At 33.4% G+C, this 21725-nt stretch carries 19 protein-coding genes; 10 read left to right on the top strand and 9 right to left on the bottom strand.

Annotated elements, in window-relative coordinates:
• Positions 1 to 40 precede the first annotated feature (40 nt).
• The 3 genes from H611_RS0104915 to H611_RS0104925 all read left to right on the top strand — a co-directional run bounded on the left by H611_RS0104915 (position 41) and on the right by H611_RS0104925 (position 4190).
• Positions 41 to 2533, top strand: a complete 2493-nt coding sequence (locus H611_RS0104915; protein ID WP_027137307.1) for a DUF2339 domain-containing protein — start codon at positions 41 to 43, stop codon at positions 2531 to 2533.
• Positions 2517 to 3749 (top strand): DUF3999 family protein, encoded by a 1233-nt coding sequence (locus H611_RS0104920; protein ID WP_027137308.1) that lies wholly within the window; start codon positions 2517 to 2519, stop codon positions 3747 to 3749. Before H611_RS0104915 ends, H611_RS0104920 begins: the two co-directional genes overlap by 17 nt.
• A gap of 186 nt (positions 3750 to 3935) precedes the next feature.
• Positions 3936 to 4190 (top strand): heavy-metal-associated domain-containing protein, encoded by a 255-nt coding sequence (locus H611_RS0104925; RefSeq protein ID WP_027137309.1) that lies wholly within the window; start codon positions 3936 to 3938, stop codon positions 4188 to 4190.
• A gap of 153 nt (positions 4191 to 4343) precedes the next feature.
• Here the strand turns inward: H611_RS0104925 and H611_RS0104930 are convergent, their stop codons facing one another.
• The 4 genes from H611_RS0104930 to H611_RS0104945 form a co-directional block, all read right to left on the bottom strand.
• A complete protein-coding gene (locus tag H611_RS0104930; RefSeq protein WP_084158146.1) occupies positions 4344 to 6197 on the bottom strand; it encodes a Xaa-Pro dipeptidyl-peptidase in 1854 nt (617 codons plus the stop codon).
• Positions 6198 to 6217: 20 nt separating this feature from the next.
• A complete protein-coding gene (locus H611_RS0104935) occupies positions 6218 to 6757 on the bottom strand; it encodes a hypothetical protein (protein WP_027137311.1) in 540 nt (179 codons plus the stop codon).
• 74 nt (positions 6758 to 6831) lie between these two features.
• Positions 6832 to 7290, bottom strand: a complete 459-nt coding sequence (gene smpB / locus H611_RS0104940) for an SsrA-binding protein SmpB (protein WP_027137312.1) — start codon at positions 7288 to 7290, stop codon at positions 6832 to 6834.
• A gap of 168 nt (positions 7291 to 7458) precedes the next feature.
• Positions 7459 to 7665 (bottom strand): dodecin, encoded by a 207-nt coding sequence (locus H611_RS0104945; protein ID WP_027137313.1) that lies wholly within the window; start codon positions 7663 to 7665, stop codon positions 7459 to 7461.
• 245 nt (positions 7666 to 7910) lie between these two features.
• On the opposite strand from H611_RS0104945, the gene lpdA reads away from it, so the two are divergent.
• A complete protein-coding gene (gene lpdA, locus H611_RS0104950; RefSeq protein WP_027137314.1) occupies positions 7911 to 9311 on the top strand; it encodes a dihydrolipoyl dehydrogenase in 1401 nt (466 codons plus the stop codon).
• Positions 9312 to 9555: 244 nt separating this feature from the next.
• On the top strand, positions 9556 to 11175 hold the full coding sequence (locus H611_RS0104955) for a T9SS type A sorting domain-containing protein (protein WP_027137315.1): 1620 nt from the start codon (positions 9556 to 9558) through the stop codon (positions 11173 to 11175).
• Between the two features lie 250 nt (positions 11176 to 11425).
• On the opposite strand, the gene H611_RS0104960 is transcribed toward H611_RS0104955, so the two are convergent.
• The 4 genes from H611_RS0104960 to H611_RS0104975 form a co-directional block, all read right to left on the bottom strand.
• Entirely contained in the window at positions 11426 to 11908 is a 483-nt protein-coding gene (locus H611_RS0104960) for a threonine/serine exporter family protein (protein ID WP_027137316.1), read from the bottom strand.
• A 3-nt stretch (positions 11909 to 11911) separates the two neighbouring features.
• Positions 11912 to 12679: a threonine/serine exporter family protein gene (locus H611_RS0104965; protein WP_051238727.1), complete on the bottom strand. Its 768-nt coding sequence runs from the start codon at positions 12677 to 12679 to the stop codon at positions 11912 to 11914.
• Between the two features lie 110 nt (positions 12680 to 12789).
• Positions 12790 to 14142: a DEAD/DEAH box helicase gene (locus H611_RS0104970; RefSeq protein ID WP_027137318.1), complete on the bottom strand. Its 1353-nt coding sequence runs from the start codon at positions 14140 to 14142 to the stop codon at positions 12790 to 12792.
• Positions 14143 to 14182: 40 nt separating this feature from the next.
• On the bottom strand, positions 14183 to 15073 hold the full coding sequence (locus tag H611_RS0104975) for an aldose 1-epimerase family protein (protein WP_027137319.1): 891 nt from the start codon (positions 15071 to 15073) through the stop codon (positions 14183 to 14185).
• Positions 15074 to 15152: 79 nt separating this feature from the next.
• On the opposite strand from H611_RS0104975, the gene pabB reads away from it, so the two are divergent.
• A complete protein-coding gene (pabB, locus tag H611_RS0104980; RefSeq protein WP_051238728.1) occupies positions 15153 to 16445 on the top strand; it encodes an aminodeoxychorismate synthase component I in 1293 nt (430 codons plus the stop codon).
• On the opposite strand, the gene H611_RS0104985 is transcribed toward pabB, so the two are convergent.
• Positions 16442 to 17164 (bottom strand): hypothetical protein, encoded by a 723-nt coding sequence (locus tag H611_RS0104985; RefSeq protein WP_157515050.1) that lies wholly within the window; start codon positions 17162 to 17164, stop codon positions 16442 to 16444. The two genes, pabB and H611_RS0104985, sit on opposite strands and share 4 nt — an antisense overlap.
• 96 nt (positions 17165 to 17260) lie before the next feature.
• Between H611_RS0104985 and tilS the strand changes: the two genes are divergently transcribed.
• The 4 genes from tilS to H611_RS0105005 all read left to right on the top strand — a co-directional run bounded on the left by tilS (position 17261) and on the right by H611_RS0105005 (position 21721).
• The gene (tilS, locus tag H611_RS0104990) at positions 17261 to 18571 is read left to right on the top strand and encodes a tRNA lysidine(34) synthetase TilS (RefSeq protein ID WP_027137322.1); all 1311 of its coding nucleotides are present in this window, start codon (positions 17261 to 17263) and stop codon (positions 18569 to 18571) included.
• Positions 18572 to 18582: 11 nt separating this feature from the next.
• Complete coding sequence (gene ade, locus H611_RS0104995; RefSeq protein WP_027137323.1) at positions 18583 to 20205, top strand: adenine deaminase; 1623 nt, start codon at positions 18583 to 18585, stop codon at positions 20203 to 20205.
• Between the two features lie 5 nt (positions 20206 to 20210).
• Positions 20211 to 21167: a YheT family hydrolase gene (locus H611_RS0105000; RefSeq protein ID WP_027137324.1), complete on the top strand. Its 957-nt coding sequence runs from the start codon at positions 20211 to 20213 to the stop codon at positions 21165 to 21167.
• Positions 21168 to 21265: 98 nt separating this feature from the next.
• Positions 21266 to 21721, top strand: coding sequence for a (2Fe-2S)-binding protein (locus H611_RS0105005; protein ID WP_027137325.1), 456 nt, complete (start codon positions 21266 to 21268; stop codon positions 21719 to 21721).
• Positions 21722 to 21725: the final 4 nt, after the last annotated feature.

A 21725-nucleotide genomic window follows, 5' to 3' on the forward strand; every position in this document is an offset into this window, starting at 1 on the left:
ATTATGGATATTGTTAGAACCAACTAGCTTAATTTAAATTATGAGCAATCAAAATCAACTGAATCTCCTTCTAAGTAGATTGGAGCTGTTATTAAAAAAGCAAGAAGATTTCTCTAAAGAAGTGAACGCTTTGAAAACCGAAATTCTTCAACTAAGAGCTTCACAGACAAAAGAACACCCTGCTAATTTAGAGGTTGAAGATACTTCAAAAGAGAAGGTGTCTGTTAAGGAAACATCCATAAAAACAAACAAGTTTAGACGAAATTTAAGTCATAAGGTTTTAGGCGGTGTTTGTGCTGGAATAGCTGATTATTTGGGAATTCATAGAATAATTATTCGAATTCTATTTTTGATTTTTTCTGTCTTTTTTGGAATAGGGTTTTTACTGTATATAATATTGTGGATTTTTATTCCTTCAGAAAATAGAAGTATTATCAACCTACCATTAAAGGAACCTCATAAGAGTAAAACGATACCAAGTTCAGATTTAGAAAAATTTATTGGCGAAAATTTAATCAATAAAATAGGAATTATAATTATCATTATAGGGGTAGCAATAGGAGCTAAATATTCCATTGAACACAATTTAATTAGTCCCTTAACCCGAATTATTTTAGGCTATCTTGTAGGTGTCGGACTTTTGGGATTTGGCATAAAACTTAAAACGTCATATGAAAATTTTAGCGCCGTTTTGGTAAGTGGAGCTATTAGTATTATGTATTTCATGACTTATGCAGCCTATAGTTTTTATATGTTATTTCCTCAGGTAGTAGCCTTTGTTTTTATGGTAGTTTTTACCATTTTTTCTGTTATTGCTGCTTTACATTATAATAAACAGGTTATAGCTCATATAGGATTGGTTGGCGCCTATGCCGTGCCGTTTTTGTTAAGTGAAGAGTCTGGAAATGCTACAATTTTATTTAGTTATATGGTTATAATTAATGGGGGAATATTAGTAATAGCTATAAAAAAATACTGGAAACCTCTTTACTTATCATCTTTTGTGATTACCTGGTTAATATATGCTTCATGGCAGCTTTATAGTTATTCTTCAGGTGTATATTTTGGAGTAGCCTTGACCTTTATTATCATCTTTTTTACCATATTTTATGCAGCCTTTTTGGTGTTTAAATTAATTAAGAAGGAACAGTTTCAGATTACAGATATTTTAATGCTCTTAGCTAATTCCTTTGTTTTTTATGGTTTTGGATATGGTATTCTGGAAAGTCATGAGGTAGGGTCTCAGCTTTTAGGAGTCTTCACTTTGTGTAATGGCATTGTTCATTTTATAGTTAGTGTTATTATTTATAAGCAGAAGTTAGGTGACAAAAATCTATTTTATCTGGTTTCAGGTTTGGTATTGGTTTTTATTACTATAACTATTCCTGTGCAGCTTGATGGTAATTGGGTCACCTTGCTATGGGTTGGAGAAGGTGCTTTGCTTTTCTGGATTGGAAGAACAAAAGGGTTACCAGTATATGAATACATTGCTTATCCACTAATGATTTTAGCGGTTTTTAGTATTTTTCAGGATTGGTCTGTCGACTACCACCAAAATTACTATAAAGATATGGTAGTAAAAATAAACCCCATACTTAATATACATTTCCTGACCTCTGTTTTATTTATTGTAGCATTTGGGTTTATATTCAACTTGAATAGAAATGAAAAGTACGCTTCCCCGGTACGTTCTGATCTATATAAAATGATATCCTATTTAATTCCAGCGGTGCTTTTAGTGGTTTTATATTACGCTTTAAGATTAGAGATCGAGAATTACTGGTTTAACCGTTATCATGATTCTAAACTGGAAATTGGTAATCAAGTGACACAGGCTAATTACGATTTGAGAAAGTTTAGAGTTTTGTGGGTGTTGAATTATTCTTTATTCTTTGTTAGCGCTTTGGCATTCTTGAACATAAATAAAATAAAAAGTAAATTATTAGGCCATATTAATTTATTGCTATTGGCATTTACCGTATTATTATTTTTATTTCAGGGGTTATATGTTATTAGCGAATTGCGTGATAGCTACTTAAATCAAGTATTAGGTGATTATTATAACATAGGTGTTTATAATATCGTGATTCGATATACATCCCTGCTGTTTTTAGGATTGGGGCTTTTCGCGTGTTATAAATATATCCGAACTGATTTTATAAAAATTCAATTAAATGCAGCATTCGACATGCTATTATTTATTTGTATTTTATGGGTTGCAAGTAGTGAATTAATTCATTGGTTGGATATGGCTGATTTTAAAGAATCTTATAAATTAGGGTTAAGCATACTTTGGGGTGTTTACGCCTTGTTTTTAATTGCCTTAGGAATTTGGAAAAGCAAAAAGTATTTGCGTATTGGAGCCATTGTTATTTTTGCAATCACACTTCTAAAACTATTCTTTTATGATATTTCGCATTTAAATACATTGTCTAAAACCATCGTATTCTTATCCTTAGGTGTGTTGTTGTTAATTATTTCATTCTTATATAATAAGTTTAAACACAAAATAACCGATGATATTAAGAATTAAAATATTGCTGCTTTTAGTTGGGCTATATTGTTTTCCTGCTTTCGGACAAATGCAGGATTATCAATTTAAACGCAAATTAACAGGAATTGATGGTATTTGGAACCAAATTATTTTGCCTGAGGCTTTATTTGAGAATTTACAATCAGGGTTAAATGATATTAGAATTTATGGAATCACTTCTGAAAAAGATACCGTTGAAGTTCCGTATTTACTTCAACCATTAAAAGGAAAGCGTTTTGAACGTGACGTTGAATTTAAAATAATTAATACTGCCCGTAATAAGGAGGGCTATTTTTTTACTTTAGAAGTACCTTCTCAAGATGTTATTAATCAAATAAAATTAAATTTTGAGCAGCAGAATTTTGATTGGCGGATTACCCTTGAAGGCAGTCAGAATCAACAGGAATGGTTTACCATAACAGAAGATTATCGTATTTTATCTATTGTAAATGAAGATACCAATTATCAGTTCACTAAAGTTAATATACCAAGTGCGAAGTTTAAGTTTCTTCGACTTTTAGTTAATTCTGAACAAAAGCCATTACTGGCTCATGCAAAGCTTGTCTTTCATGACACTTTAAATAGCCATTATAAAACATTTCAAATAAAGAATTTTGAGGTTAGTGAAGATGAAGAACTACATAACACCATGGTGAATATAGATCTTAAACATGCAGTTCCGGTTAGTTTTCTAAAATTATCTGTAATTAATGATTTCGATTATTATCGTCCAGTAACAATAGACTATATTTCAGATAGTATTCGAACAGAAAAGGGGATGAGGTATAAGTTCAAAACTTTGTTTCAAGGCACTATAAGTTCTCTTGAAAAGAACGAATTTAAATTCAAAAGCAGCATTTTAAAGCAACTTAGAATTACTGTTTTTAATCTAAATAATGAACCTTTAAATTTTGGTTCGGCTATAGTTAAGGGATATGAGCATCAATTGGTAGCTCGATTTAATGGGGCCGCCAGTTATTATTTAGTTTATGGGAATTTGGAAGCTTTAAGTCCAGATTACGATATTAAGAACTTTCGTTCTAAAATACCAAAAGAGCTTAATCTCATTGATACAGGAGAAGAGGAAATTATCATAAAAAATGACATTCAAAAAAATACAGGTCTATTCAAAAATAAGATTTGGCTTTGGGTTATTATGGTTGTAATCATGGTTCTGCTAGCATGGTTTTCTTTAAAAATGTTAAAAACGAAATAGGATAAATTTAGGAAGAAGGATTTCTGAAAAATCTATGACATTAATTGGGTTTAGTGCTATTTTGGCTATAATAAAGTTTGCAAAGATGGAGGCTAATTTGTAACTTGTTAAAAGGAATCTTACTAGTTATCGTACTATGAATAGTTAAATAGAATCTTAATTGTTTAATTTATAGATACTTAAATTATGAGTCTTATTTCTGAAAATATAATCCCCGGTGACTATGGCAAATCTTTCGTAACCGATGCTAAAGAGGATAAAGATCTAGAAAGAATAAAAAAGGCAATTTTAAGGGTAGAAGGGATAAAAGATGTTGAGATTAATTATGGTGTGTACCCTAAAGAATTTACTGTTCACACATCAAAAATTGTAACGCTTAAAGCCATTGAAAACGAAATTAATGCCATAGGTTTTCATGCTGTGGTTAAGAGTTTGTTTTGATTTTTATTCTGAACGTTGATATACCAAATTAGTTGATTATTATGTTGTAACGTGTTTATTTGTAATCTCGTATAAATAAAAAGTGCAAAATATTATGTTAAAATAAAACGCCTAAAGAAATACTTTAGGCGTTTTTATGTCTTCGAAATATTTTTAATTGTTTATCGCATTTTCAAATCTTTTAGAGCCACCAACAATTGGCAGTTTTAACTGAGTACCTTCCAAATCAATAGTTAATTCTGTTCCTGGTTGTGGGTGTAGAGTAAATTCTTTATCACTCGAGAAAATCATTAGTCCAATTTGTTGTCCAGCGGGAATTATTTGATCGTCTGGTTGTAAATTAAATGTGACTTCGTAAAACTTACCTGGAATTAAAGGTTCTCCCTTAGTAATAGATTTGTAATTCTGGGGGTCGGCCCAACCACGGGTAATAATGTTGTCCGTAATCTTAGCATTAGGATCATTATTCCAAGGTAAAGATACCAGCCAGATAGATAGGTTCGCAGCAGGCTTACTGCTGGATAGTTTTAGAGTAATTTCCGGAACTCCTGAAATATGCAGATTTTTAGAAAGTTTAGGTGTTATATATAATAATCTGTGATTGGTGTTTTCTGCTTGCGCCAGGGTCGCTCCATCAAAAGAATAATTGTCTACTAATGTTTCTTTTTGATTTTCTGAGGGCTTCATGGTTGATAATTGGCCAGAAGTAGGTGCTCCAGCAGATAGATATAAATTTACATTTTCAGCATTCGGATTAGGATAATCTTTGTAAGGTGTTGGATTTTGAATGGGATCGCTTTCGCGCACAATCCATGCTTTATTCTGTTCGTTTTCTATACCATTGTCAATTCCAAATAGGTAATGAGTAAACCATTTATTCATCATCTCAAAAGGAGGAGGTCCACCGTGACCATTTTGGTGGTAGTAAATGGCCGTTTCAAGCCCCATATCTTTGGCTTTTTTATAGATGCGGTAGCTGTGTTCGGGCATAACATTCCAATCGTTAAACCCATGCGACATTAACAAAGCGGCCTTCATGGAACTCATATCATTTAAATAATCACGTCCTGCCCAGAAGTCATTATAGTCACCCGTAATTCTATCCATTCCCTTCCTCATTTCAGTATCTCTGATAGTTTTGTTACTATACGCTCTTTTAGATTCATCGCCACTATGAATAAAATCATAAAGTACATCAATATCCTCACCGAGATAACCACCTGGTGAACGTACTAATCCGTTAGAACGATAATAATGGTAATAAGAGGTGTTAGGTGCCACGGGAATAATAACTTCTAAACCTTCAACACCCGTGGTAGCAGCCGCTAGTGGAATGGTACCATTATATGAGGTGCCGGTCATACCGACCTTGCCAGTACTCCAATAGGCTTTTACTTCTTCGTTACCATAAGGTTCTTTATAAGCTTTGGCGCGACCATTTAACCAATCAATTACAGCTTTTGGAGCTAAAGATTCATTATCCCCTCCCACAGTAGGACTACCTTGAGAAAATCCGGTTCCGGGAGATGAAGAATGCACAACAATAAAACCTCGAGGCACCCAGGTTTTTATGAATGCATTGGAAATTATCGGGCGTTTACCTGTTCGTTGTACTTCAGGATGAATCCGTTCGGGTGCTACTTCACCTAATTCATGATTTACATCCCAGAATAAACCATCTACATCGGGTGCTACCCCAGCAAAATAAGGACTTGAATTGTATATTACTGGTAGTTTTAATTTTTCCGTATCTGTTTGATAAGGTCTGGTTATATCTACATGCATGCGGTCTAGCTTGCCATCACCATCAGTATCGAAAGTTGTTTCAACAAAAACATCGTGGCGTATCCATTTATTTGGAGTATTAAAGGCATTTACAATTTGTGTCTGCCCATCTTTAAAAATAGGTTGAACCTTATTGTTTACTTGCGAAAAACAGGTAAATGAAGTCGTTACGCATAATATACCAGCAGAGGCTATTGTACGCAAGTGTGTTAATCTTAACATAAGTTAGTCGTTTGTATAATTTATTTTGGTAAGTATTTGTTTGGTATAGGGTGAATTGGTGTTTCCTGCGACCAATATACATTCACAATCCACCAGCGGTCGCCATCATGAAATAACTGTATGCTATTTATCCCTCTCATAAAAGGTTTTTTATCTTCCAGACTATAGTAGGATTCGTAGGTGCTAAATACGTGAGCAATATTCCCAAAAGCATTAATGGTACGGTGAATTTCTTTTTCAAAAAAACCGTTGTCAACTAACCATTGCCCTGAGCTTTTAATATAATCATTAGGTTTTAAAAAAGTTACCTGAGGTTCACGGTCGGTATTTTTACCAGAAGGAATCAGTTTAGCGTTAGGGTAGAATAGATGTTTAAATAAATCCCAATCACGGTCTTCACCCTTTTCTCCTGATATGGAAGCATAAAGAGATTTTACCGTATTATCAATAGTATTAACATTGTTCGAGTAATCTCTTTCTTCGTTTTTTTCTTCGTTTTGGGCCCAAATACTGCTTGTCGTTATAAGTAGAAAGGCCATAATTTTTAAGTGCTTTTTCATAACAAAATAGATGTTAGTTTGAAAGCACAAATTAGCCAATTGCAAAACTTAAGAATGTTAAGGATTTCTTAAAGTTACTTATAGGCTTTTTTTATTCTATCCAGATTACGCTTATTATCACGGTCTTTAATTGTTTCGCGTTTATCAAAGAGTTTTTTACCCTTGGCTAAAGCGATGTCCAATTTAGCCAAACCTCGGTCGTTAATAAACAATCGTAATGGCACTATAGTTAGACCTGTACTCTGAACTTCCTTTTGAAGTTTTTTTAATTCACGTTTATTAAGAAGTAATTTGCGTTCGGCTTTCGGGCGGTGGTTGTAATAGTTTCCAAAGGCATATTCTTCAATATTCATGTTAATAACAAAGAGTTCACCACGTTCATTAAATTCGCAGAAACTTTCAGCAATGGAGGCTTTACTACTGCGAATGGATTTAATTTCCGTACCTGTTAATACAATACCAGCTGTATACCTATCCAGAATTTCGTAAAGAAAACGCGCTTTCTTGTTTTGTATGTTTATGGTTTTTTGCATGGAGCACAAAACTACATAATTTTATGTAGTCCGCATTTTAAATAGTTCTGAAAATTTTAGTTTATGCTCTATAGTGTAACCTGAGCAAATCATTTAGGTTTTAATGTGCTACATAGTAATAACTCTAAATAACGGCAGTATTTAGTTTTTTGGAAGTTATATGAAGGTTTAATTCATGGTAAAGCCAACCTTAATAGTTACTTGCCACATATCTACCTTTCCATTTTTTATGTTACCTCGTGTATCTATTACTTCAAACCAACGAAGATTGTTTATAGACTGTGACGCTCTTTTTAGGGCATTTTGTATGGCATCATCGCTCGATGTATCTGAGGTGCCTACTATTTCTATTTTCTTATAAATATGCTCATCCATAATTTTTGACTTTAATTATAAAACTCTTTAAGTTACAAAAAAAATGTGAAAAATGGAATACTTCAATAGGTGTTTAGTGGTTGTAAGGTGTTCATTATCAATATGTTTTAGCTCTGAGCTTTTGATGTTCATATCAAAATTTTAAAATTACTTTATAAACCCTTGTTTTTTATTGCCTTCCAACAAAACATTTGTATTTTTGAAACTCCATTTTTTTTTTAAATAAACGAATATCAAAATAAATTATGAATTCATATGATGTGGCCGTAATTGGCTCAGGTCCTGGGGGATATGTTGCAGCTATACGTTGCGCTCAATTAGGCATGAAAACTGCCATAATAGAAAAGTATAGTACTTTAGGTGGTACTTGTTTAAATGTAGGGTGTATTCCAAGTAAAGCCCTTTTAGATTCTTCACATCACTATGAAGATGCCATTAAGCATTTTGAAGAGCATGGTATCGAAATCCCTGGAGATGTAAAAGTGAATTTAGAAAAAATGATTGCCCGTAAGCAAGCGGTGGTCGATCAAACAACAGGAGGCATCGATTTCTTAATGAAGAAAAATAATATTGATGTATACCAAGGATTAGGAAGTTTTAAAGATGCAACGCATATTACTATTGCAGGGGAAGAAACAACTGAGATTGAGGCTAAAAATACGATAATAGCTACCGGAAGTAAACCTTCTAGTTTGCCATTTATTAATATCGATAAGGAGCGTATCATAACATCTACGGAAGCTTTAAAATTAAAAGAAATTCCAAAACACTTAATAGTAATTGGTGGCGGTGTTATTGGTTTAGAGTTAGGTCAGGTTTATAAACGTTTAGGTGCTGAGGTTTCTGTAGTAGAATTTATGGATCGTATTATTCCAACTATGGATGCTGGGTTGTCTAAAGAATTAAACAAAGTTTTAAAGAAACAAAAATTCAAAATCAATACGTCACATAAAGTAAAATCTGTAGAACGAGTTGGTGATGAGGTGATTGTGAAGGCTGATAACAAAAAAGGCGAAGAGGTTGAGTTTAGAGGTGATTACTGTTTAGTTTCTGTAGGACGTCGTCCTTATACTGATGGTTTAAACGCTGAAGCTGCTGGTGTAAAATTAACCGATAGAGGACAGATAGAAGTTAATGACCATTTACAAACAAATGCCTCAAACATTTATGCGATTGGAGATGTTGTTAAAGGGGCCATGCTGGCACATAAAGCCGAAGAAGAAGGTGTGTTTGTTGCCGAGACTCTAGCAGGACAAAAACCGCATATCGATTATAATTTAATTCCAGGCGTAGTTTATACGTGGCCGGAAGTGGCAGCTGTTGGTAGAACCGAAGAGGAATTAAAAGAGGCTGGTATAGCTTATAAGGCAGGTTCTTTCCCAATGCGTGCTTTAGGTCGTGCCAGAGCAAGTATGGATATAGATGGTTTTGTAAAAGTATTAGCCGATAAAAATACCGATGAAATTTTAGGAGTACATATGGTCGGAGCTCGTGCTGCCGATATGATTGCTGAGGCTGTTGTAGCCATGGAGTTTAGAGCATCAGCAGAAGATGTATCTCGCATGTCACATGCACATCCAACGTTTACCGAAGCCATTAAAGAAGCGGCTTTGGCTGCAACAGATGATCGCGCTTTGCACATTTAATGAAATAGTTAATTTAGCAGCTATAAAAAAGCCTCTTTTAATAAATTTAAAAGAGGTTTTTTGTTAAAATATTAAAAGTGAATGTCTTGTGTGGTTTTTTGAATAACATTTAGTAACTTTATATAGTTACATAGAATAATGTTTTTTGCTTCCTAACTAATCATTACAATGAGAGCTTAAGTTCATAGGTTAAGTTCTTTACTTTATCTATTCATGTTATGTTATTAATTCAAAATAGCATACTATGAAAACAACATTATTATATACTTTTTTTTCACTTTTTGCTTATTATTCTTTTTCGCAAACTATAGTTCCTGATGATCAGTTTGAAATGTACTTGGAAACTCACGATGCTAATGGGGTTGAAGTAACTCTTGGAAGTGTAAATAGTCTAGGAGATGGTGATGCTACTAATAATTCAGTTCCAACAGCTAAAATAGAGGTTTTAACAACCTTAGACGTTAGCGGAAAGGGAATACAAGATATGACGGGTATTCAGGATTTTGTCGCATTAGAAACTTTAAATTGTAGTAGTAATAACTTTCTTGCAGAACTTAATGTGTTTCAAAATATAGCACTTAAAGATATTCGCTGTTTTAATTGTAATATTTCCAGTTTAACATTACCTGATAATAATACACTTAGTTATTTAAATTGTGGTAATAACAATTTAAGCACGTTGGATGTAAGTGGTTATCCATTATTGGAATATCTGGCGTGTTATAATAATAGTCCCTCTGACTTAGGGACTTTGGATTTATCCTCAAATACTGCTTTAAAAACATTGTATTGTCATAATTCGGGAGTTAATTCTTTGGATGTAACGCAATGTAGTCTGTTAGAGTTCATGTGGTGCTATGGAAATAATTTATCAACTTTAGATATTACCACTAATACGGTGCTATCAGAGTTAAGATGTTACAATAGTGGTATTAGTACATTTAATTATACAAACAACACAGCTTTAGAAACGCTCGATTGCAGTAATAATCCTATTGGTTCTCTTAATGTATCACTTTTTCCAAATCTAGTAACGCTTAATTGTATTTCAAATAATCTGATAACTCTCGACATAAGTATTAATCAGGTTTTGGAGTTTTTGGATTGCGGTAGTAATTTGTCCTTAACCATTCTTGATTTGCCAGTAACTAATTCAATAAAGGAATTAGAATGTTATTCTACTGCTTTGGAAGCTTTAGATTTAAGTAACTTGATCAAGTTACAATATTTAGATGTTTATTATTGTAATAATCTATCTAGCTTAATCCTTCCTCAAACTATCACATTAACAGAGTTGTGGGCTTATACTACTGGTTTATCAAATCTTGATTTCACGAAAAATACAGGTTTGCAGTATATGGATATTGCTCATGGTAATTTCACGAGTATAGATGTAAGTATGTTGCCTAATCTTAAAGGATTTTATTGTAATGAGAATGCTTTGTTAAATGAGTTAAATATAGCAAATGGGTTTATAGATAATTTAGAAGTCATGTGGGCTCATGATAATCCATTATTAAAATGTATTCAGGTTGATGATTTGGCTAAAGCTACTGCAAAATCTAGTCCTGACTGGAAACGTGATGTTGGTTCCAATTTTTCAGAGAATTGTACCTTAGATGTGGAGTCTTTTAATAAGGTAAGTTTACAGATTAATCCAAATCCTTCTACTGGTATTTTAAACATTATAGTCAATCATCCTTCGAATTATATAGTGTCAAATGTCTTGGGAAAGAAAGTATTTGAAGGTCATTTGCAATCAGGTAATAACACTTTAAATTTTCAATATTTAACTAGTGGTATTTATTTCTTTACGGTTAGATCTTTTTTGGGTGATTTAACTAAAAAAGTAATAATAGAATGATGTAGGTTAAATATTTGGGGGAGCGAACCGCAAGGTTCGCTTTTTTTATAGCTCATAATCTGCATATTTCCAGCTTTCAGAAATTAAATCTTCCATTTTAGATTCGTTTTTAGCATCCTTTAAGGCATTATAAGCTGGTTTAAGTCCGTGATAAGCCCAGCCATTTTTCGAACATTTTTTTTAGACTTATGCCACTTTTTTAAATTGAATAAATTCTTGTTTCACTTCCTCGTTCGACAGTGTCAAAACATTAGATATTTTTAACCGTGGTTTTTCTTAAAATAAGCATAGGTAGTGAAATGCCAACCGCAATTGAAATTAAAATAAAAACCATGGTAAATCCATTAGAATAAATGGCATCAATCAATTCGATACGTTTATCTAAATTGGTTTCTATAAATATGAAATTCATTATTGAAAGTACCGTTTTGTATGCGAAATATCCTGGAATCATAGGAATTACAGGTGGGACGCAGAAAATGACTGGAGGATGGTGAATTTTATGTGCTAGCGGAATACTAATGATAGCAATACCAATAACGGCAATAAATGTGGCAATAATGATGTTAAGTTCAAATTCCGTTAGAAGGAACTTTATAAAACCACCTAAAAATCCTAGACAAAATACAGTCACCATAGCACTTCGGGGAATATTAAATAAAATGCCGAAACCCAAGGCGGCAAATCCAGACCAAGTAGCAACTTCTATCAAGTGTATAAGGCTTTCCTGCATTTTTTAATTAAGTTGAAAGATTAATAATGTAAGGAATAGTCCCATAGCAATGGCCAAAACAATCATTAAACCTGTAGTGAATCTAACCAGACCGTTTATAATATTGCTATCTAGTAAATCTGTAAATGAATTTATTAAAGGAACTCCTGGAACCAAGAACAGTATTGAGGTTACCAATGCAGCAACAGGATTTGCTCCTATATCGTAGACAACACCTAGACTGGCTATAAAGGATGCAATAAAGGATGCTAGAAAAATTCTGAAATAAAGGTTGAAATGCTTTTGATGCGCGGTCTGTAAAATAAACAGTCCTGTAAATGTGCTTATAAAAGCTATTAACATATTAATATAGTCGCCTTTAAAGATATTACAGAAGCCAGCACCAGCAATACTTACAGCCAATAGGATTATAATTCTGGGATAGCGTTTGCTTTTTTTAATAGAATTAATGGCTTGGGCGATCTCATTTAAACTCCAGTTTTCGTTTGAAGCTTCCCAACTAAGCTTACTTATAGCTGATATGATAGAAAAGTTAATAGCGTATGGCGGTATGTTTTTAACCCGAGTACAACTTTCTAGATCATTTTCAGTGTAAACAGTCATAACAATACTTTTATGACTAATAAAACAAGATGCTTTATAATTTAACACCTCTACAAATCTATCAATGTTAGAGTTTATTCTAATCGTATTTGCTCCAGATACCATTAATATGGAAGCAATTTCAAGAAGTAAATCAGTAGTTTTAATTAATTCTTTAGAATTAGCCATAAATTCATGTAGCAATGTATTTTACAAATTTATGATATTCTTTTTATTGCTACACGGTAATTTTAATTAATTAACCACTAGTAAGTATTACGAAAGGTTTTTACAGAAAACTATTTTTTCTTGTTACGCTTGTTGTAATTTTTATCGCCTCTCGTTTTTGGCTTTTTGTATTTTTGAGCGATTTTAAACTTATAAGAACCACCTAGATTTTCTTTCTGGTTTTTGGCCTTTTTTTCGTGGAAAGCGGCGCCAGCTTCATCTTCTTGTTTTCTTTTTGTAGGATTGTTTCGCTCTTTTATCTGTGGACGTTCTTCTTCAATGAGTTCGGTGGAGATTGTTACAGAGTCAGGGAAGTCAATTAACGGGATACGCATATTCATTAATGATTCAATAGCATCAACTGCTTCTTGTTCCTTTTCTGTTGAGAGTAAAATGGTTGCTCCTTTGCGTTCTGCACGACCAGTTCTACCAATACGGTGCATATAGTTTTCAGGATATTCAGGAACGTCAAAATTGATAACATGGGAAACATTATCGATATCTAATCCGCGGGCCATAACATCGGTGGCCACTAAAATTCGGTTGTCGCCATTTCGAAATTGTTCAATGCTACGTAAACGGTAATTCTGTGTCTTATTAGAATGAATGATACATAATTCTTCTTTGAAATATTCATCCAGTTGTTCAAATAAGCGGTCTGCCATTTTTTTGTAGGCAACAAAAATAATAACCTTATTAAATTTCTCGCTGTCCTGAAGTAAATGGGTCAGTAAATTTACTTTGCTATAAAAGTTCGGTACTATATAGCGTGATTGTTCGATGTTTTCAAGAGGCGTTCCTGAAACAGCTATAGAAACACGCTCGGGCGATTTAAAAAAGTCGTTTAATAATAAATCGACATCCTGAGTCATAGTGGCCGAAAACATAATGTTCTGGCGTTTTTCAGGTAGAATATCAAAAATGTTTATTAACTGATGTCTGAAACCTAAGTCTAGCATCACATCAACTTCATCAATCACTAATTTTTGGATTGATTTTAATTGTAAAACACGGCTTACAGCTAAATCATAAAGTCTACCTGGAGTGGCAACTAAAATATCCAAGCCTTCAGCAACAGCCTGTTTTTGAGTATTTATATTGGTTCCTCCGTAAACGCCTAATACACGAATGTTAATGTATTTTGCTAAATTTTCAATATCGTTAACTACTTGAACAACTAATTCCCGAGTAGGAACCAGAATAAGGACACGTGGGTTCTCTTGCTTAGAGAATTTCAGATTTTTTAGAATAGGAAGCATATAGGCTAAGGTTTTCCCTGTTCCTGTTTGTGCTATCCCTACTACATCTTTCCCGGAACTTACCACACTAAATGCCTCTGCTTGAATTGGGGTTGGCGTGGTAAAGCCTAAATCGTCTATGGCGTTATATAACGGGGTGTTTAAATTTAAATCTTGAAATGTCAAAGCCTGTATTTTGCTGGCAAAGTTACGCTTATTATTTAATTTACACTAAATGGCTGTTATCTATTTCCACAAGGTAGCTGGCCTTAAATTCGGTTTCGGGATTGAGTTTGATAATACCATCTTTATTCTTAAAATCTTGATTCGTATCTACATGGTCTGCAATGCCTAACCAGGGTTCAATACATACATAATCGCCTGAAGGTTTAGCCCAAATGCCTAAATAGGGGAAATCCTGAAATTCAACAGATAATATACGTCCTTTCGAATGACTTTTTAGCGCTACTTTTTTAGATTTTAAATCTTTAAAAACCAGAGCATCCTTATTAAATAGCTCATGTTTCAGTGGTAATGTGTTGGTGTTGTTAAAGATAGGCTTGGTGTCTAAGCTTATAAGTCCATTAGACATGTCTATAAGATGAGTTTTGGAATTTTCAGCGTGCTCAAATTCTAAATAATAATCTTCATAGTTTTCATTTTTAAAAACAGGACATTTAAATGCTGGATGCCCGCCTAAAGAAAAATATAGAGGATTAATATCTAAGTTCTTTATGGTATGATGTATTTGTATCGCGTTGTCAATTAATTTGAAGCTGATATAAAACTCAAATTTAAATGGATACATTTTTAATGTTTTTTCAGAATATATCAATTTAAAAGTGAGGGTATCATTGGTTTTTTCATGGAGTTCCATGTCGTCATTATTGCGAATGAAACCGTGTTTAGGTAGCGTATAAGTGTTGCCTTCAAATAGGTAACTATTATTTTTAAGGGCACCCACAATTGGAAACAAATTGGGAGCATAACCACGCCAAACGTCGGGATTCGCATCCCACATAAAATGGGTTTGGTATTTTACAGACGCAATTTTACATAATTCGGCGCCCATATTTTTTATTGAAATTTCTAATTTATCGTTTTTTAAGCTGTGCATTCTGAAAATATTTAAACTAAGATACAAAACTTATAATTTTATTAGGATTCTGCATAACTTTGCAGCCTAAATTTTAAGGTTGAGAGCAAAGCAAATTTCGATTATTGAAGATCCTCGGAGGTTTAAACAACAGTTGTTGAATTGGAGTCAGCAATTTGATGATGTGGTCTGGTTGGATTCTAATAATTATGCACAAAATCATTCTAATTATGATGCGGTTTTAGCAGTCGATGCATTTACAAGCATTCAAACCGATTATTTTGATGCTTTTAATCAGTTAAAGGACTATCAAACTAGGGTAAACGATTGGATCTTTGGTTATTTAACCTATGATTTAAAAAATGATGTAGAAAACCTGAAATCTGAGAATTATGACGGTTTAGGATTTCCCGATTTGTATTTTTTTCAGCCTAAAAGGTTGTTCTTTTTTAAAGGCAACGAAGTAGAAATTCAGTATTTGAATTGTGTTAAGGATGAATTGAATTCTGATTTAAATGAAATTCAGAAAGTTGATGAAATGAAATCGCATTCAACGCATCAGGAGGTTAAAATAAAACTACGCATTCATAAAGATGAATATTTCGATAAAATTAAGGCGATGCTTCAGCATATACATTACGGCGATATTTATGAAGCTAATTTTTGTCAGGAATTTTATGCTGAAAATATAATTCTACAACCATTAGATATTTATAATAAACTCAATAGTATTTCTAATGCACCATTTGCCACTTATTTAAAACAAGGCGATAAATATCTTATGTCGGCGTCACCCGAACGTTACATAAAAAAAGAAGGTACAAAAGTAGTTTCTCAACCTATAAAAGGAACGGCTAAACGTTCTAAAAATAAATCCGAAGATTCACTTTTAAAACGGACCTTAAAGAGCAATGAAAAAGAACGAAGTGAGAATATTATGATTGTGGATTTGGTTCGAAATGACTTATCTAAATTAGCTGTAAGAGGTTCGGTTAAAGTGGATGAGTTATGTGAGATTTATACTTTCGATCAGGTGCATCAAATGATTTCTACAGTGTCTTGCGAGGTCAATTTAGAAACACATCCCGTAGATATAATTATGGCGACTTTTCCAATGGGGAGCATGACGGGGGCACCCAAAATTTCAGCGATGAAAATTATTGAAAATTTGGAAGAAACCAAACGCGGACTGTATTCAGGAGCAGTGGGGTATTTTTCATCCGAAGGGGATTTCGATTTTAATGTGGTTATTCGCAGTATTTTGTATAACCAAACTAAGCAATATGTTTCTTTCTCGGTGGGTGGAGCGATTACAGCTAAAAGTGATCCGCTGAGCGAGTATGAAGAATGCTTAATAAAGGCAAAAGCTATGCGAGAAGTGTTAGAGTCTTAATCGATATGATCTTTAAATTTCTCTTTTATTTCATCAAAAATAAGTATGAGACGCTTGGTTTCAATATTTTTAATTTTTGAAATATCTTCAAAACTAAGTTTTCCAAAGGCAAATAAATCTACAATATTAGATACGTTAAGCGGTAACCAATGGTATAGACTTCCCAGGGCCTTTTGTGAGTTGTTAGGTGATAGATCTTGAGCATCGAAAGCTTTCAGGATGGAACTGTTGTCATCATCATATAAAAATTCCTGTTTTTTATGATTGTCTTGCTGGTAAGAAATGTCGTTTAACTCCTCATTCATGATATAGTCGAGGTCATCATCTATGGTGTAATGTTCTTCTAAATTATCTAATTCTTCTTTTAATATGGTGTCCGTACTCATTGTTTTTTTATGAAAGGCTTCATTTTTAAACAAGTGGTATAAGTCATCGTCGACAATTTTAAAAAGTTTCAATTTAATGTCGTGCGTGTCATTTTCAATATTATAACCATTTTCGTAAAATTTGGCAATACTTTCATCAATTATACCACTGGAAGTATACATGTTTTTGGGGATGATATTTAGTTTTTGCCCAATATATAAACGGTGTTTTACATAAGCATGTAGATGCAATGAAGCCGAAACTACTTTTTTGTTGAAAGCATCTTGAGTAGATTTATCATTTAATTTTTCAGTCGATCCCATAGTAAAAGCTTTTATGGTTGCTCTTCTCAAGATACGAAATTTTAGAATAATTTTCTATTAAAAATGGTGAATCCTTAATTATGATAAAGCCCCGGGTTTCATTTTGCAAAGTTGTATATTTGAAGCATGCTAGAACAATTTCAAAAACATATAGAAAACCATCTGAATTTTCTAAATAAATCTAAGGTGCTTATTGCAATTTCGGGAGGAGTTGATAGTGTAGTACTAGCTCATTTATGTCATAAATTATGCATGAATATAGCTCTGGCTCATTGCAACTTTAATTTACGAGGTAGTGAAAGTGATGCCGACGAGGATTTTGTTTTGGCTTTAGCAGAAGATTTAGAGGTTGAAGTTTTTATAGAAAGTTTCGAAACCGAGGTTTATGCGAAAGAACATAAGCGATCTACCCAGATGGCGGCTCGTGAATTGCGTTATAATTGGTTTAACGAATTGGCAAGTCAGTTACAATTTGATTATATATTAACAGCCCATCATGCTGATGATAATCTGGAAACTTTTTTAATAAACTTTACCAGAGGAACGGGGTTAGAGGGATTAACAGGGATTCCGGAAGTCAATGGCTATTTTGTTCGACCTTTATTACCGTTTTCTAGGGAAAGTATCGAATCTTATGCGATTGATCAACACATTACTTGGCGTAATGACAGTAGTAACGCTTCAAGAAAATATTTACGAAATAAGTTAAGGCACGATGTAATACCAGTGCTAAAGGAGATTAATCCAAGTATTTTACAAAGTTTTCAGAGCACTTTAGATAATTTAAATGAAACTTCATATATCGTAAAAGATACAATTGACGCCTTAAAAAGTCGAGCTATTGTGAGTGTGGATGATGGTGTTTTAAAATTAAAAATTTCTGAATTTAAGAGTCTTTCCCGTCCTAAGGCGTATATGTTTGAGGTGTTCAAAGATTATGGTTTTAGCGAATGGGATGATGTGGTTAATTTGCTGGAAGCGCAACCAGGAAAACAAGTGTTATCTAATACGCATCGTTTAATTAAAGATAGAGACTTTCTTTTGTTAACTGATTTAAAGGAAGTCAGCGAGTTGAATAGTTATATTTCAGAAAATGATGAATCCGTCGAAATATCTCAAGGGGTATTGCAGTTGAAATCGGTTAAAGCCATTACACATAAAAATTTAAACGTCCTTTATGTAGATAAAAACAAATTAACCTTCCCGTTAATCATTAGAAAGTGGGAGCAGGGTGATGTGTTTTATCCATTAGGAATGAATGGAAAAAAGAAGCTAAGTAAGTATTTTAAAGACGAAAAGTTATCTTTATTAGATAAGGAAAATGTATGGTTATTATGTTCAGGAGATGATGTGGTTTGGGTTATAAATAGAAGAGCAGATAACCGATTTCGAGTTACAGAAAGCACTAAAGAGATTTTACAAATCGAGTTAATCTAAAATCATAAAATTTGAAATTACAAGGGCGGATCGTTGATATTCATAATAAACGCATCTTCAAGGGTGAAATTACTGTTGAAGATGGTAGAATTATTTCCATAGAACAAAAACAACATGATGTTGAGCATTATATTCTTCCAGGATTTGTAGATGCTCATATTCATATTGAAAGTTCTATGCTGGTGCCGAGTGAGTTTGCTAGAATTGCCGTGAAACATGGTACGGTGGCAACGGTTTCCGATCCTCATGAAATTGCTAATGTACTGGGTATTGAAGGTGTAGAATTTATGATTGAAAATGGTAAACAAGTACCATTTAAGTTTAATTTCGGTGCGCCATCCTGTGTGCCAGCGACAACTTTTGAGTCTGCGGGAGCCATTATAGATTCTGAAGGTATAAAGGATCTTTTGGCTAATCCTGATATTAAATATTTAGCTGAAATGATGAATTACCCTGGTGTGTTATTTGATGATGCTGAGGTGATGAAAAAAATAGCCTTGGCAAAACAATTTAATAAGCCTGTAGACGGACATGCTCCGGGACTCCGCGGCGATGAGGTTTCAAAATATATCGATGCAGGCATTTCAACCGATCATGAGTGTTTTACATACGAAGAAGCATTAGAGAAACTTCAGAAAGGCATGAAAATCCTGATTCGAGAAGGCAGTGCTGCAAAAAACTTTGAAGCCTTAATCGGGTTAGCAGAAGAGCATTTTGAGAATATAATGTTCTGTAGTGATGATAAGCATCCAGACGATTTAATGCTCAGTCATATTAATGGATTGTGTGCAAGAGCTGTATCAAAAGGACTTGACGTTTTTAAGGTTTTGCAAATGGCTTGTGTAAACCCGGTAAAGCATTACAATTTAGAGGTTGGTTTATTACAGGAAGGTGATCCGGCTGATTGTATTTTGGTTGAGGATTTGTTAGATTTCAAAACGTTACAGACTTATGTAAATGGTGAGTTGGTTTTTAATGGAAACGAGACTTTGATACAGTCTGTTGAGTTTGAAACTTTAAATAATTTTAATTGTGATAAAAAATCAGTTATAGATTTTAAAGTTGCTTCTACGTCAACTAAAATTCGTGTGATTGAAGCTTTAGAGGGGCAGTTGGTGACTAATGAGTTAATAGCAGATGCATGCATTGTCGATAATAACATTGTATCTAATGTAAAAGCTGATATTTTAAAAATGACCGTCGTAAATCGTTATAATAATGCCAATCCTGCGATGGCCTTTATTAAAAATTTCGGATTAAAAGAAGGAGCTATTGCTTCTTCTGTGGGACATGATTCTCATAATATTATAGCGGTAGGAGTATCTGATGAAGCTCTATGTAAAGCCGTAAATTTACTTATTGAAAATAAAGGTGGTATTTGTGCGGTTTCAGATAGAGAACAATTAGTTTTAGAGCTCCCGGTAGCTGGAATTATGAGTGATAAAGATGCAGTCTCTGTTAGTGAATCTTATGTCAAACTTGACAAGATGGCTAAGACATTAGGGAGTACTTTAATAGCGCCTTATATGACCTTGTCGTTTATGGCTTTGTTGGTAATTCCAGCCTTAAAATTGAGTGATAAAGGCTTGTTTAATGGAACCCATTTTAAATTTACATCATTACAAATAAATTAGTTAGAATGCCAATAATAGAATCTACGTATAAGCCATTTTTTTTGTTTAAGAACGGATTTGTATCCACTGTGTATTCTGGTTTATTCAGGAGTGTAAAGCTGGAACAGGATCGTGAACGTATCACTTTAAGTGATGGCGATTTTTTAGATTTAGACTGGAGTTATGCTAAAGAAAAATCGAGTAAACTTATTATTTTATTACATGGTTTAGAAGGACATGGTCAGAGACCATATTTAACTGGTACGGCAAAACTTTTTAATAAAAATGGTATAGATGCTGTTTGCGTGAATTTTAGAGGATGTAGCGGTGAAGATAATTTAAAATTTAGAAGTTATCATTCAGGGGCTACCGAAGATCTGGAAGACGTAATAAATCATGCCATACATATAAAGAAATATACTCATATATATATTAAAGGCATTAGTTTGGGGGCTAATATGCTTCTTAAATATTTGGGGGAAAGATCAGAACTTCCTGTTGAAATAAAAGCTGGAATTGCAGTATCAGTACCTACAGATTTAAATGGTTCCTGCCAAGAATTGATGAAATTAAAAAACAGACCTTTTTCTAATCGATTTCTAAATCATTTAAAACGCAAACTCATTGCAAAAGCAGTTAAGCATCCGGAAGATTTATCTTTTGATGAGTTTTGTACTATCAATACACTTAGAGATTTTGATGAGGTCTATACGGCAAAGGCACACGGGTTTAAAGACGCTTCTGATTATTATGAAAAGAGTAGCTGCTTACAGTTTCTGCCCAATATAAAAACAAAAACCCTTATCATAAATGCTTTAAATGATTCTTTTCTATCTCCAGAATGTTATCCTGTAAAAGAAGCTAAAAATAATCCTAACTTATTTTTAGAAATGCCGAAAAATGGTGGGCATGTTGGTTTTATTGATAAACGCAATGTCTATTACAATGAAAAACGAGCGCTTGAGTTTGTTTTTAAATCTTAAAATAATCTTAAAAACCGAGAACAAGTATTCTTTTTTGTATTTTTAAGGGAATTGGTTTTAGCCAAAACAAACAACCTTTTAACTTAATACAAATTAATATGCCTGATTATAAATTACGCATTAACGGAACTTCTTATAAGGTTAATGTAGCCGATGATACTCCATTACTATGGGTATTGCGAGATGAATTACATCTTCTTGGAACGAAATTTGGATGCGGTATTGGCCAATGTGGGGCGTGTACTGTGCATTTTGAAGGTGCCGCTGTGCGTAGTTGTTTAATAGCAGTATCTGCTATTGGTAAATCTGAAATTACAACTATTGAAGGCTTATCTGAAGATGGTGATCATCCGGTGCAAAAGGCGTGGTTAGAGCACGATGTTTCGCAATGTGGTTATTGCCAAAGTGGACAAATTATGAATGCAGCTGCGTTGTTAGCAGAGAATCCGAAGCCGACAGATAACGATATTGATAATGCCATGAACGGAAACATTTGCCGATGTGGTACCTATGTAAGAATCAAGCAAGCTATTAAAACAGCATCTAATCAATAAAAGC

Source organism: Gaetbulibacter saemankumensis DSM 17032 (genome assembly GCF_000425645.1).
Lineage (GTDB): Bacteria > Bacteroidota > Bacteroidia > Flavobacteriales > Flavobacteriaceae > Gaetbulibacter > Gaetbulibacter saemankumensis.